This is a genomic window from Psychrobacter nivimaris, from assembly GCF_904846365.1.
In the GTDB taxonomy this organism is placed as follows: Bacteria; Pseudomonadota; Gammaproteobacteria; order Pseudomonadales; family Moraxellaceae; genus Psychrobacter; species Psychrobacter nivimaris_B.
This window is the reverse complement of sequence record NZ_CAJHAL010000001.1, coordinates 1-14,475: the sequence shown is the minus strand read 5'-3', so window position 1 is coordinate 14,475 and position 14,475 is coordinate 1. Positions and strand designations below refer to the sequence as shown.

Below are 14,475 nucleotides of genomic sequence, written 5' to 3'. Positions count from 1 at the left end.
CTTAGTTATTTAAAGTTAGTTGTACGTCTAATGTTACTAAGCTACAGAGTATCGTTAATTAGTTAGGCATCTATTTGCAGCGCAGCGACTGCCGGAAGCACTTTGCCTTCTACAAACTCCAAAAACGCCCCACCACCCGTTGACATATAGCTCACACCATCAGCAACTTGATATTTATCAATAGCTGCTAACGTATCACCGCCGCCCGCGATAGAAAAACCATCGCTGTCTCTTACAGCAGTAGCTAATATCTGTGTGCCTTGCCCGAAAGCATCGACCTCAAATACACCCACTGGACCATTCCATAAGATAGTTTTTGCATTGATAATAGCATCGGCAAGCTGCTTTGCGCTTTCTGGTGCGATGTCCAATATCATGTCATTGTCACCGATCGCATCAACTGATTTGATCGTTGCAATGGCTTTTTGCAATGAGCCAGTAAAGTCAGCGAAATCGATGTCATTTTTATCAGCGACTACGACGTACTCAGGCAGCAAAATTTCAGTCTTGGTCATAATGTCATGTGCAGTATCGAGCAAGTCTGCTTCGTACAATGAGGCGCCAACACTATGACCTTGTGCCGCCAAGAAAGTGTTAGCAATACCGCCACCAACGATAATCCGTGTGCAAACTTCAGCCAAGCTGTGTAGCACTTCTAATTTTGTAGACACTTTTGACCCACCAACGATAGCAAGCATTGGTTGTGCTGGTGTTTCAAGCGCTAGGCTCAAAGCATCAAGTTCAGCAGCTAACAATGGCCCTGCACAAACGGTTTTGTCTGCTTGACGCATCGCTTGCGTAACGCCTTCTGTTGATGCCTGTGCACGGTGCGCTGTACCAAAAGCATCCATCACAAACACATCGCACAAATCAGCGTACTTTTTCGCCAGCGTGGCATCATTTTTCTTTTCACCGTCATTGAAGCGTACGTTTTCTAATAGAACCACTTCGCCAGATTTTAGATTGACACCTTGGGTAAGGTAATCAGTATTAAGACGTACAGGTGTCGATAGTTGCAAGCTTAATTTTTCCGTCAAATAGTCAGCAACCGGCGCTAATGAATATACAGCTTCAGGATTGCCTTCTGTTGGGCGGCCTAAATGTGAGCAAACAATTACCGCAGCGCCTTTTTCGAGCGCCATCTTGATGGTAGGAAGACTGGCTTGCAAGCGCGCATCGCTTGTGACCTTACCATCTTTAATAGGCACATTTAAATCTTCTCGAATCAAGACCACTTTATCCGTTAAGTTCAACTCACTCATACGCAAAAAATTCATTACCTGCTCCTATGCATCAATATATCTGTTAATTTGCGATTACTGTCGTTACTGATGTGACCGTTATAGTCAGCTCTATATAAATCGGATTCAGTGCTAAGCTCGATCAATCTACTATTTTGTAGCATTCTCGCTCGCCTGCCATATAGCCAAGCTATTTTATACCCGTGCTATATAGTCACTATCAGCTTTATTAATTTTTAATGTTTTTTAACGCTTGGCTCTTACACTTATCAAACCACTCTGATGGATCGATCAAGTAAGCAGAATTCAGCGGCGGTGTATTCTACCAGTTTTCTAGCGCAGTCTCACAAGCAACCTGACACAAATCTCAGCACGTTTAAAATATTTAGTCTAAATTCTCAGAGCATTATTCGATTGCAACAATTGCAGTTGCTAGCTTTAAGCATAGTCAATAAACCGTAACATTTCGTGGTGGTACTCAGCAGTCAAGCTCTTTATGATAGAAACATTGACAATAAAAATAATCCATTAGGAGAAAATAATGAGCATCAACTTAGACACTGCTAAACAAAACCTATTAAAATTAAAAGATGAGTACGAATCTCGAATTGATAAGATAGAAGATCATATTCAGAATCCGCAAGATGATCTCAATGAACACTGGGAAGATCAGGCTATATCCTATCGTCAAAATGACATGCGTAAAAATTTGATGAGTGAGGCACGTCAAAGCTTAATCTATGTCGAAAATGCATTAGGTCGGATTGAAAATGGTACTTATGGCGAGTGTGAAGTCTGCGGTGAACAGATCGAAGAGCAACGCTTAGAAGCGCTGCCCTATGCTACCTTATGTATGGAACACGCTGAGTAGCACTGTCATATTAATACTATATTGTAAGACTATTGCTACTCTAAAACTTCTCTAAAAAGCATGTTTCAAGTAGGTATTTTCCATCTAGAAAATGCCTGCTGCCATTGGTGACAGCGCTGAGCTATGTCTGCTACTGGTAGATCCATGATATCCCCGACTACTGCCACAAGCGCAATGGGCAAATCTACCAGCTCTGAGACATTTTCTGCGGTTAACCCTCCTATCACACATATTGGTATGCCTTGCTGACACCCTTCCACAAGCTGCTGACGCGAAATGATATTAGCATTTGGCTTAGTTGTAGAAGTAAATACAGCACCCATCGCAGCATAACTTGCGCCGTCATTTTTTGCTTCTTTAATCAGCGCTACATCACCATGGCAGGTACGACCGATGATTTGATGCGGTGATAGAGACTGTAGAGCATCACCGATACTGCCGTCTGTTTGACCAAGGTGTACCCCAACGCCAAGCTTTTCGGCCAACTTCACGTCATCATTAATAACAACTGGCACGTTATACGTTTTAGCTAACTCAACGATTCTTTGCGCCTCATCAAAAAGCTTCAAAGCTCCATCAGGTAGACTAAGCATTTGCTTACGACGAATTTGTAATAGCGCAATTAATCCTGTCGATAAGGCTGCTTCTAGCTTTTGATATAACAGCTCAAATTCATCATCGTTGGTCAACAAATATAGCTTAGGCATAACTGAGGAGAATGATGAACGACTCATAGCGTGTATCCTTAATTCTTAAATTCAACACAATAAAAAAGCCGTTATATGATATAACAGCTTTTTTATACATTTAGAACAGATAGCTTATACTGTACGGCGTGTAGCCAAACTATTTAAGATATTTTTAGCATCGCCCCAACGTGTTGCTGAGCTGTTTGCTCCTAAGATAACAATAATTGCAGGACGATTATTGACCCGAGTTTCCATTACCACACAACGTCCGGCTTCATTGATAAAGCCTGTCTTAGAGATACCGATTGGATAGCTGCCGTCACGGACCAACGTGCTAGTATTACTGGCTTTATAGGTACGGTTACCACTTGAGTAGTTTGAGACAAAAAAGTCATAGCTCTTAGTAGTAGAAAAACGACGAATAACATCATAATTACCAGCAGCACGTACCATCTTGACCAAGTCTTTTGAAGAAGCTACGTTACGCTTATCAAGTCCAGTTGGATCACCAAAAAATGCCGTATTCATGCCCAAATCTTGCGCTTTACGATTCATTGCACGCATAAAGGCATCATAGCCACCTGGGTAATTACGCGCTAGACTCTTTGCTGCTGGGTTTTCAGACTTCATCAAAGCCATCAATAGCATCTCAGCGCGGTTCAAACGATCACCTGATTTCAAACGTGAGCTTGCACGCTTTGGACCAACAAAATCTTCTGGATCAAGCGTTATTTCTTCACGCATATCAAGACCTGCATCCAATACGACCATAGCCGTCATAACCTTGGTGATACTAGCCATTGGGCGCGCGATATCAGCATCTTTTTCGTAGATAGATTCGCCTGTTTCAGCATCGATCACCGCAACACTACGTGAATCCGTGCTAATCGGAATCATGTCACTACTACCAAATGCCCCACGATAAGTTGTGTTATAGCGAGCACTATTGGTGTTATTACTACTAGCAAAACTATTAGTATTCGTAATATTGGTAGTACCATAGCCATTATCGACTTTCTTAATAGCAGAGCCGTTGGACTTGTACATTATGTTGCGGGCTTCAGACAAGCTATCAGCGCCGCCCCAACTCAGGCGTGCACTAGAGGCAGTGTCAGTGCTACCATTAATTGTCAGTGCGGCTTGTGCAACACTGCCCAAACTCAATGAAATCATAGCAGCGATCAATTGCTGTTTGGTTAATGGTAGTTGCTTCATTATGCCTCCTGCTGTCGCTATTACGCCAGTTACATATTGTCTGACGCCAAAAACGTACGTAGCGTTTATAGATGTGTTTGTAAGTACTCACATAGAGCTTTTGTATTTCTAGTGTATCATGGTTTACATTTAAGTTTAATCTATCAAACTGATTTAGTAGTTTTTTTTGGCTTCATTCAAACTTTGCTACAACCAATTTATATTATAGAAACATCAATTCACACTGCAGCAATATAATTTAACTTCTAATGTTATGATTACTCGTATTTTGTTATATTAATCAGCGGTATTTTGAATATACAAAGATAAAATAATGGTTGAAATATATTCGTTTTTTATACTATTTGAACCTAATAAAGCGTTCATTCTGACAATCAATAAAGAGTATGGTTATGATTAAAGTATTAGTGGTAGATGATCATGATTTGGTACGGATGGGTATTAGCCGTATGTTGTCAGACAGCCCCGATATTGAAGTAGTAGGTGAAGCAGACAGCGGTGACATGGCTATCAAACAAGCCAAACAATTACATCCTGATGTAATTTTACTAGACGTCAATATGCCGAATATTGGCGGGCTCGAAGCAACCAAACGTCTGATTCAACTCGATATGGGTATCAAGATTCTAGCGGTCAGTAGTATGTCTGCACAGCCTTATCCTTCAATGCTGATCAAAGCAGGTGTTAATGGTTACATTACCAAAGGCACGCCGCTTGATGAAATGATACGTGCAGTCAAAAAGATTTATCAAGGAGGTCGCTACTTCAGCCAAGATGTTGCTGAACAGTTAGCGGATGTTTTATTGTCTGATAATGCCAACTCACCTTTTGACTTATTAAGTGACAGAGAAAAACAAGTGGCCATGATGGTTGTCAATTGTCAGAGCCCTCAGCAAATAGCCGATCAATTGTTTGTTAGCGTCAAGACCATTAATACGTATCGCTATCGTATTTATGAAAAAGTTGGGGTTGATAGTGATGTTAAATTAACTCATTTGGCCATTCGTCATGGTCTGATTCAACCATAAATCATTCTAGCGTTTATTTTATTACGGCCAGTTTATGAACCCTGCTACCAATTTTAGCTCTGCCATTACTCGTTATGTTCATCATGACGATACGCTTCCTCTGCCGCAGTTGCGTAAGTTGGGGCTGATCTATAGTAGCTATCGCTTCGTTGTTAGCCTGTTCTCTATGCTCATGCTATACATCTCTGCTCGTACTGGTGATAGCGCGTCCTTACCGAGTTTTCTACAACAAACGACTCTAAGCTTCTATGTACTGTTAAGTTTGATACTGCTTGGGCTATTTTATGTCGTTAGAAAACATATGCGCCGCCAACTGGCATTCGGACTGGCGTTGGACGTTATTATATTAAGCCTACTGCTCTACACGACAGGCAACCCTGATTTGCAGTTAACCATGCTATACATGGTGGTCGTCGCAGCTAGCTTTATGCTACTACATGGCTCACAAGCGCTAGTTATTACTTTACTTGCCATCATTCTCGTTATTTATCAGCAGTTTTTTTACGCTATTGCTAATAGCATGAGTCTAGCTAATCTAGGTGATGCGCTACTGATGTCAGCGAGCTTTTTAGCAGTGGGTGGTTTGAGTTGGTCTATCTCTCAGCGATTGGTACAGCTTGAAAAGGTTGCGGCAAACCATGCTAAGGAAGTTGAGCGACTCAACGTGATTAATCAAGAGGTTGTCACGCAGATGGTGAATGGTGTTATCGTTATCGATAAGCAACATATTGTCTTAGCAAATCTTGCCGCACATCAGTTGCTGAGCCTTTCTCTTGTCACACCTACCACAGCGCAGAATACCTTTGAAGATGTGAAAGAGACTCAAAACAAAGCGCTTCTCTCTAATTTCGAGCAGCAACTCAATAAGCAGCATTCACAGTTGTTTAATGCCTGCTTATCGGTAGCATCTGGGCAGTCACGCGCTTTTACCTACGATGTGCCAGCTGTGGCAAATGCCTCAATATTTGGCAAATTACGTGTACAAATTATTCCACTAAAAGACGATAGTAAGCTTGTCATATTAGAAGATTTACGCCGTGAGCAAGCCAGTGCTCAACAACTGAAACTGGCTTCCTTAGGGCAATTGACTGCCAGTATTGCTCATGAAATCAGAAACCCATTAGCAGCGATATCGCAAGCCAGCCAGCTATTAATGGAGGATGTTGCAGAACAAATGGAAGATGACAGTGCATTAACAAGTGAATCGAATGCTGCCATGACCGGCAACCATGAGCTTTATGAAATGATATTTTCACAGACAAAACGTGTAAACCGTATCATTGAGGATATTTTAAAGCTGTCTCGTCAGCAGACAGCTACCCAGCAGGTGCTCGAATTGGCTGAATGGATGCCATCGTTTTTGGAGAATTACTTTCAAGGACACGACATTTTTCTACTAATAAAAACCAAACCCATCATATCATTTGATACTCATCAGTTAGAGCAGATATTGATCAACTTAATCAACAATGGTCTGCGTTATAGCAGCTATGCTCATCCTCATGCTTATGTAGAAATCGACATTTACTGCGCAGACAACGATGTTATAATCGATATATTAGATAATGGTAATGGTGTAAGTGCTGGAAATTTAGAACTTTTGTTCGATCCATTTTTTACAACAGATAAAGCTGGTACAGGACTGGGGCTCTATTTATCACAAGCATTTTGTGAAGCCAATCAAGCGCGTTTACTCTACATTCCTGAACATGAGAAAACATGTTTTCGATTAATTGTACCTTCTATTAAATCTGATAATAAATTTCAAACTATCGAAGAAAATCTTACCTAAATTTATCTTTTGAAAGCTATTACGCCCATTTAGTCCCAGCTATTGATTTTATAGCCATAAAATACGATGAGATGATGTATGACAACAACCGCGCTAGTCGTCGATGATGAAGTAGATTTATGTCGATTGATGCAAATTACCCTAACTAAAATGGGTATCAAAAGTGATGTGGCTTATACATTGTCGCAAGCAAGAACGTTTTGGCAAGACAATGACTATGATTTTTGTCTGACAGATTTAAAATTGCCAGATGGCTCTGGACTGGAGCTGGTAAAAGAAATTAGCAATAGCTCTAATATTCCAATAGCGGTGATCACGGCTCATGGCAGCATGGATTTAGCTATTGAGGCATTAAAGCTTGGTGCCTTTGATTTTGTCAATAAACCGCTAGAACTACCACGTTTACGCCAACTGGTAGAGAATACCCTAAAAGTTATTCATCAGGATAGCGAAATACAGGCCACACCAGAATGCTCTCCTGAACAAAAAATGCTAGATAGTAGATTGATTGGTAATTCTGCTGTCATGCATCCCCTCAAAAATACTATTTTAAAGCTAGCACGCTCACAGGCACCTGTATTTTTATCGGGCGCTTCTGGCACAGGTAAAGAAGTGGTCGCCAGATTGATCCATGATTTAAGTCCACGGCGTGATGGCAGCTTTGTACCAGTGAACTGCGGTGCGATACCATCAGAATTAATGGAGTCGGAGTTTTTTGGTCATAAAAAAGGCAGCTTTACAGGGGCTGTCGCTGATAAACAAGGGTTATTCCAGCAAGCCGATGGCGGCACGTTATTTTTAGATGAAGTAGCGGATTTACCTTTAGCCATGCAGGTTAAATTGTTACGTGCCATTCAAGAAAAAACAGTAAGGGCAATTGGTGATACAAAAGAAGTTCCAGTAGACATCCGCATTTTGTCTGCCACTCACAAAGACCTGAGCCAATTGGTACAAGATGGTGCATTTCGACAAGACTTATATTATCGCATCAATGTCATTGAGCTAAAGCTTCCAACACTTAATGCACGCCGTGATGATATCCCTGTGTTAGCAGAACACTTTTTGGCGATGATTGCTGATGACTGGCAATTAGAGTCGCCGCTGTCATTGACGATGGAAGCCTGCGAACGCTTACAACGCCACGATTTTGCGGGTAATGTCCGTGAACTACGTAACTTACTGGAGCGTGCAGTTACGTTAGCTGAAACCTCCTACATTGACGTTAGTCATTTAGGTCTTCCTGACATTGAACCTGAGCTTGTAAATACACAAGAGCAAAATCATAGCTCAGCTATCGATAGCTCTGAGCCACCTGACCGTAACGTAGAAAATCATATAGACGTTCAATCTACAGGCCAATCAACAAAGAACGGTGAGCAAGTCATTCAATCTAGTAATATGGCAACGCCGGTTGAACAAAGGGTGACCAATTTACACCCTTATCGTACTAACACCAACCACTACCCTTCAATGGTTCAGCATTCGTCAACTAGTAATGATAGTTCGTCAACCAACGTAGCAAGTACTCATGACGAAGAGTCGCTCCTTGACTCCACCGCCCAACAAGAAACTTCTAAAGACATATCAGGTTTACCAGAATTGTTCGACGGTCAATTACCGCCTCAAGGGTTAGAGCATTATTTGCAGGAACAAGAAAAGCAGCTGATTATCACGGCACTCAAACAAACTGGCTGGAACAAAACCCAAGCAGCTGAATTATTAGGAACCACCTTTCGCTCTTTACGCTACCGTATGAAAAAGCTCGAAATTTCTGAAGATGCGTCTGATTAGCTTCTGTTAAGCGGCATCTTCAAATATTTTTAAGCGTTGAATGGTATGTACTATTAGTTAAATGCTACGAAATTCTATTCTTTCGTAGCATTTTTTCTAACAAAGCGAATGCCAGAATCAAGCGCGCGCGTCTTTACTAGTTCTAATGCTTGCTGCTCCCACGTGTTCTCGTTGCCAGATAAGGTCACATCAGGCTCTACACCGATCTCGTCTATTTGTTTGCCTGCTGCCGTCATATAATTGGCCACAGTCAATTTGACGGCTTGCTCATCGTTTAACGGTATGACCGATTGTACTGAGCCCTTACCATAGCTAACTTCACCGATAATAGTAGCGCGTTTTTGTGCTTGTAAACTACTGGCAAGCACCTCTGCCGCTGATGCTGAATAGCGGTTTTGTAATACCACTAATGGCAAAGGTTTAAGTATCGCATCACCTTGGGTCGATAGTACCCGTGATTTATTTTGACGTGCTTGCACCTGCACCACATCGGTATCATCCATAAATAAACTGGCCACGCTCACTGCTGATGTCAGTACGCCACCTGGATTATCACGCATATCTAGTAAAATTCCTGATATAGGAGCGTTTAGGTTAATCAAACCTTCTAGTAATTTTTCACGGCTGTTGTTTTGAAACGCCGGTAATTTGACAATGGCAATACCATCAACCAGTTTGGTCTCGATAATCTGCGGATGACTATTATTACGCTGCAACGTCGTTGTGTGCTTACGGCGGCCAGCTTTGGAAGTAATAATATCTACCTGCGTACCGGCAATACCCGTTAAGAGCTGCTCAACATCATTGACCTGTCGCCCTTCGTCTAGCTTAAACTCATCAACTTGATGCAAATAATCACCAACTGCGATGCCTTTTTTGTCTGCAGGTGAATCATCGATAACCTCTGTCACAACCCAATAACCTGCCTCTGGTCGGTAATTAACCTTAATACCAATATCACCAACGTCACCCTCAGTAAAAGCACGCAGGTTCTCATAAGCTTCTGCGTCCAAAAACTCAGCATGGCTGTCAAGTTTGGTCAGCATACCGCTCATCGCATTGCTAAATAACTCTTCGTCATTGACCGCATCGACGTATTGACGACGTACTAAGTCCACCACAGCCACAAATGTCTTTAGCGTCTCAGGAGAGATAGCATTTAACGATACTTGTGCAACTTCTGCTGGAATGTCCGTATCAATATCATCGGCATCATCTGTTAGCGCGCTTTCATCTGGCACACTATCTATCGAGTCATCTGGCTCATCGGCGACATCTAACATATCAGCAATATTCGATAAATTATCAGCGTCGTTTTCATCCGCTATCTCATCTGCATTTAGACTAATGAGCTGTAAACCGTTTGTAGGATTATTATTTGTAGAAGCTTCCACTGCTGCTTGTGCATTTACGCTAATCGCACAACCAAGTACACCTATTAAAATTGCAGGCTGCAAAACCGTGGACGCGACTGACGCCCTCCCTACTGATTTACTTAACCCTTTGGATAAAAAAGAACGTGCAAAAGAAATAGGCTGCATAAAAGAACTCATTTGAATAATAGAGAATACGAATTTATCGTTATATAGCGATTTATAAGATAGCACCAAACGCATATTTCGAACTAGCATAGTATTGCAAGTAAATTAAGTAAAATGTATCACAAAAAAAGGAAAGGATAATAGGTTATCCTTTCCTTTTTGATATCTTCTGGTACAGCTGTCAAGTCAGTATAAACCACAGTCATTCAAGTACTGTGGTTTAACTCGACTGGCTTAGACTGCTGGAACCAATAAGCTCTCACCTGTCATCTCAGCAGGGGCGTCGACATTCATTAGTGATAAAATAGTCGGCGCCACATCACTAAGTTTGCCGCCACGGCGTACTTGCAGCTTTTGCTCACCTACGTAAATTAATGGTACATGCTCTGTCGTATGCTGTGTATGTACTTGACCACTTTCATAGTCTTGCATCTGCTCGCAGTTACCATGATCGGCTGTGATAAGCATGTCACCACCAGCAGCACGCACCGCTGACTCGATACGGCCAACACATACATCCAAAGCTTCTACCGCTTTTACCGCTGCATCAAAGATACCTGTGTGTCCAACCATATCACCATTGGCATAATTGACCACCAATACATCATACTTACCAGACTCAATCGCTTCTACTAATTTATCAGTGACTTCAGGCGCGCTCATCTCAGGCTGTAGATCATAAGTTGCAACGTCTGGAGATGGCACTAATATACGGGTCTCGCCCTGATATTCTTCTTCGCGGCCACCACTAAAGAAAAACGTCACATGCGCATATTTTTCAGTTTCAGCGATACGTAGCTGGGTTTTTCCTTGATCCTGCAAGTACTCTCCCAATGTATTGGCCAAAGATGTTGGGTAGTAAGCAATGCTGGTTTTTGGATTGTCAGCTAGGACATCTGAATACTTAGTTAGCATCACAAATGCCGCCAGTTTTGGCTGCTTTTGACGTGCAAATCCAGAAAACTCATGATCTGGCAGAACAAATGCTTGGGCAAGCTCACGAGCACGGTCAGCACGGAAATTCATAAAAATAAGTGCGTCGTTATCATTGACAGTATATGGCACTTCATCACGTCCAATTACAGTCGTTGGACTGACAAACTCATCGGTCTCACGCGCTTTATAAGCAGCTTGAACAGCGCCATCTGCCCGTGTCGATAGACGATCAGCTTTCCCTTCAGTAATCAGCTCATAAGCTTTTTGCACTCTATCCCAACGATTGTCACGATCCATTGCATAGTAGCGACCGATGATACTTGCAATCTGTACGCGGCCACCTTCGTAATGAGCATTCAATTTATCAATATAGTCGCGCAGACGATTGATGTACTTATCAGCAGATTTAGGCGGGGTATCACGGCCATCTAAGAAACAATGAATAAAGACATTCTTGGCACCATGGACCAATGCTGAATGACACATGCCTTCGATATGGTCTTGATGTGAGTGGACGCCGCCATCAGAGAGCAAGCCCATAATATGGACGTTACCGCCACGCTCATTAGCCGCTTTTACGGCATTGACCAATGCTTCATTTTTATAGAATTCACGATTGGCAAGTTCACTTGAGATACGTGTTGAGTCCTGATAAAGAACACGCCCTGCGCCTAAGTTCATGTGACCGACTTCTGAATTACCAAACTGACCATCTGGCAAACCAACATCTTCCCCTGAAGCTGAAATAAGCCCATGAGGATATTGCTGATAAATCTTGTCTAAATTTGGCATATTGGCAGCAGCGATGGCGTTATCTTTATCTTCTTCACGATGACCAAAGCCGTCCAATATCATCAAGACATGCGGTATTTTTTTATTCTGTGCACCGTCTTGGTTATTGCTAAGCTGTGTTTTATTATTATCAATAGAGTCTGATGCTTGTTGGGTACTGGTCATATATTACCGCTCCTCGAGTGAATGAACGCCTATAATGCTGTGTAAGGGAATATAAAGCCCTCTATATTAACACACATCTTGAAATAGCTGAAAAACTGAGCATTTTTCGTGAGTTTATGAATAATTTTATAGGGTTATCTTATGACGTTTTTTCTAGATAAGACAATATAAGTGCGGCCAACCAACCAAGCTACGTATCAATCTGTAATTCAGACTTGCAATCACTCTTTTCATTGGTTAAGATAAAACTATTCTGAAGTGTTGGCTAGTAGATGTTTATTCCCTGAGCCGATAATGCTTTACCAGGATGTGGTACCTATTGTCTCATTGTGTATGCCTGCACCGCTTGCGGTGTATCAGGAAACCTGCAGAGATGATGACGCATCCGCCCTGAACTTCACGGTTCATGGGTCACCATCTTACAGCGGCACTTCGGTTGTTTCATTCAGTTAGTAAATATATCTCTTATAATTTATTTACTACCACTAAAAAGCCCCTTTCGTCATCGACGAGAGGGGCTTTTTTTCTGCTTATGATTTAACTATATAGTTATTCGTCATTAGCAGACTTGGTAATTTTCTTGACATCTTTAGGGATGTTTTTGGCAGTACCATCAACCGTAGTATGCTGTTTAAACACGTCACCAAATGGGTTTTGCTGCTGTTGACCAAACGGATTCTGGCCATTCATGCCACCTGCGCCACCGAACGGGTTTTGACCGCCCATACCACCAGCACCGCCAAATGGATTTTGACCACCACCCATTTGACCACCCATCTGCTTCGCCATCATTTCCATCATTTTTTGCTGATTATTCATGACATAATTATTGGCCAAGTCTTTTAGCTTTTTCTGCACAGGTGGCAATACTACCAACAGCGCCATCAAATCACTAAGTACCCCAGGAATAAGTAGTAAAATACCAGCAGCTGCCATCGCGATACTCTTAATCATCGTGGTCTCTGGCGGGCGCATCGCAGGGTTCATCATGCCACCAGCTTTCATTTGCTGTGCCATTGGATTAAGAGCAGCCATACCTTTGCGCATCAAAGAGATACCGATAACCGCGGCGATAATAAACCACATAAACACCCACCAGCCGCTCATAAACTGAGCAAGCAAATACCACAGTAGCATCTCGATAATAAACCAAACGATGGCTATACCAACTATCTGACCCATAAAGTGTCGTCCTATAAAATAAAAACCAATAAATTGAGCGCCATGAAAATTAAAATGGCTAACATATGATGTATATGGGGATTGGTTGCTATACTATCAAACTTAAGGCTAATTTTTAAGCCATATAGTCGGTACAATATAATTTGGCTACAAGGAAAGTGAGCAACAGTACTAGGAATAGTAGGCTAAGCGAGTCCGTATCCAATTTATATAGGACTGAATATAAAATGACAGGTAAGCAAGACGGAATACTATGGCAATTATTATAGGAATTGATCCAGGGTCACGCATGACCGGTTATGGGATAGTACAGCAGACAGGTGACAAGCTGACCTATATCGATGCAGGGACGATTCGCACAGATACCAAAGAGATGCCTGAACGCCTCAAGCGTATCTTTAATGGACTAACCCGTATCACACAGCATCATTTAAAATACGCTGACGAGCCTATCTATACGGCAATTGAGCAAGTATTTATGGCAGAAAACCCTGATTCTGCGCTTAAGCTTGGGCAAGCACGAGGTGCAGCGATTGCAGCGATGGTGGCTTTAGATTTAGAAGTGTCAGAATATACGGCTCGGCAAATCAAACAAGCCGTCTGTGGCTATGGAGCGGCAGCCAAAGAACAAGTACAGGAGATGGTGTGCCGGATATTAGCGTTAGAAGTCGTGCCGCAACAAGATGCTGCCGATGGACTTGCCTGCGCCATCTGTCATGCTCACTCAAGCCATTCAATGAATAAGTTAATATTGAATAGCGCTATGCGTGGTCGCGGTGCTTCTAAGAAAAAAGGTCGTTGGCGTTTGACTGAAGAAGATTTAGGTAACTTACGCTAAAGATCAGCGTTAAGATAGTGAGGCGTTAAGATAGCGAGGCGTTAGAGCAAACAATCGTCAAAATAAATAAACAGCAAAGTAGACATTTCATAAAAAACACGCGTTATTAGACGCGTGTTTTTTATGGCTAGGGAGTTTCCTAAAAACTGTGTAACTGCTTATAATCCATTAACAGGAGAATAAGCAATGACTACTCAATCTGACATTAAAAAACTGGCCGAGCAAATGGCTGGTAGCATGAAAAGCTTTGATAACATCAAAGACTTTCAAAAGCAGCTCATGCAATCCTTTATTGATACTGCCTTAGAGGCTGAGATGGAAGACCATCTCGGCTACCCCAAGCATGAGAAAGCAGATAAACCAAACAAGCGCAACGGACACACTAAAAAGACCG

12 protein-coding genes and 1 other RNA gene are annotated in these 14,475 nt (G+C 42.0%); 7 read left to right on the top strand and 6 right to left on the bottom strand.

Annotation, left to right across the window (positions count from 1 at the left end; translation table 11 throughout):
- Positions 1-62: 62 nt before the first annotated feature.
- Positions 63-1,277: a phosphoglycerate kinase gene (locus JMX63_RS00065; RefSeq protein ID WP_201569767.1), complete on the bottom strand. Its 1,215-nt coding sequence runs from the start codon at positions 1,275-1,277 to the stop codon at positions 63-65.
- 505 nt (positions 1,278-1,782) lie between these two features.
- Here JMX63_RS00065 and JMX63_RS00060 point away from each other — a divergent pair.
- Entirely contained in the window at positions 1,783-2,112 is a 330-nt protein-coding gene (locus JMX63_RS00060; protein WP_102090459.1) for a TraR/DksA family transcriptional regulator, read from the top strand.
- A gap of 65 nt (positions 2,113-2,177) precedes the next feature.
- Here JMX63_RS00060 and JMX63_RS00055 read toward each other — a convergent pair whose 3' ends face one another.
- Both JMX63_RS00055 and JMX63_RS00050 read right to left on the bottom strand, forming a co-directional pair.
- On the bottom strand, positions 2,178-2,846 hold the full coding sequence (locus JMX63_RS00055) for a thiamine phosphate synthase (RefSeq protein ID WP_201569764.1): 669 nt from the start codon (positions 2,844-2,846) through the stop codon (positions 2,178-2,180).
- Positions 2,847-2,933: 87 nt separating this feature from the next.
- Entirely contained in the window at positions 2,934-4,016 is a 1,083-nt protein-coding gene (locus JMX63_RS00050) for a serine hydrolase (protein ID WP_057760963.1), read from the bottom strand.
- A 392-nt stretch (positions 4,017-4,408) separates the two neighbouring features.
- Between JMX63_RS00050 and JMX63_RS00045 the strand changes: the two genes are divergently transcribed.
- From JMX63_RS00045 to JMX63_RS00035, 3 genes are all read left to right on the top strand, one after another.
- Positions 4,409-5,044, top strand: coding sequence for a response regulator (locus JMX63_RS00045; RefSeq protein ID WP_101206382.1), 636 nt, complete (start codon positions 4,409-4,411; stop codon positions 5,042-5,044).
- Between the two features lie 34 nt (positions 5,045-5,078).
- Positions 5,079-6,836 carry a sensor histidine kinase gene (locus JMX63_RS00040; protein ID WP_201569762.1) on the top strand — a complete coding sequence of 586 codons (1,758 nt, stop codon included), beginning with the start codon at positions 5,079-5,081 and terminating at the stop codon, positions 6,834-6,836.
- A 78-nt stretch (positions 6,837-6,914) separates the two neighbouring features.
- The gene (locus tag JMX63_RS00035) at positions 6,915-8,627 is read left to right on the top strand and encodes a sigma-54-dependent transcriptional regulator (protein WP_201569760.1); all 1,713 of its coding nucleotides are present in this window, start codon (positions 6,915-6,917) and stop codon (positions 8,625-8,627) included.
- Positions 8,628-8,701: 74 nt separating this feature from the next.
- Here the strand turns inward: JMX63_RS00035 and JMX63_RS00030 are convergent, their stop codons facing one another.
- Positions 8,702-10,168 (bottom strand): S41 family peptidase, encoded by a 1,467-nt coding sequence (locus tag JMX63_RS00030; protein ID WP_201569758.1) that lies wholly within the window; start codon positions 10,166-10,168, stop codon positions 8,702-8,704.
- Between the two features lie 234 nt (positions 10,169-10,402).
- Positions 10,403-12,061, bottom strand: a complete 1,659-nt coding sequence (gpmI, locus tag JMX63_RS00025; RefSeq protein WP_165597015.1) for a 2,3-bisphosphoglycerate-independent phosphoglycerate mutase — start codon at positions 12,059-12,061, stop codon at positions 10,403-10,405.
- A gap of 247 nt (positions 12,062-12,308) precedes the next feature.
- Here gpmI and ssrS point away from each other — a divergent pair.
- Positions 12,309-12,504, top strand: a non-coding RNA gene (ssrS, locus tag JMX63_RS00020) — 6S RNA.
- Between the two features lie 106 nt (positions 12,505-12,610).
- Here ssrS and JMX63_RS00015 read toward each other — a convergent pair.
- On the bottom strand, positions 12,611-13,243 hold the full coding sequence (locus JMX63_RS00015) for an FxsA family protein (RefSeq protein ID WP_057760971.1): 633 nt from the start codon (positions 13,241-13,243) through the stop codon (positions 12,611-12,613).
- Between the two features lie 253 nt (positions 13,244-13,496).
- Here JMX63_RS00015 and ruvC point away from each other — a divergent pair, with 253 nt between their 5' ends.
- Positions 13,497-14,081, top strand: a complete 585-nt coding sequence (ruvC, locus tag JMX63_RS00010; RefSeq protein WP_057760973.1) for a crossover junction endodeoxyribonuclease RuvC — start codon at positions 13,497-13,499, stop codon at positions 14,079-14,081.
- 186 nt (positions 14,082-14,267) lie between these two features.
- On the top strand, positions 14,268-14,475 hold a 208-nt coding region (locus JMX63_RS00005), incomplete at its 3' end, for a transposase (RefSeq protein ID WP_201569740.1).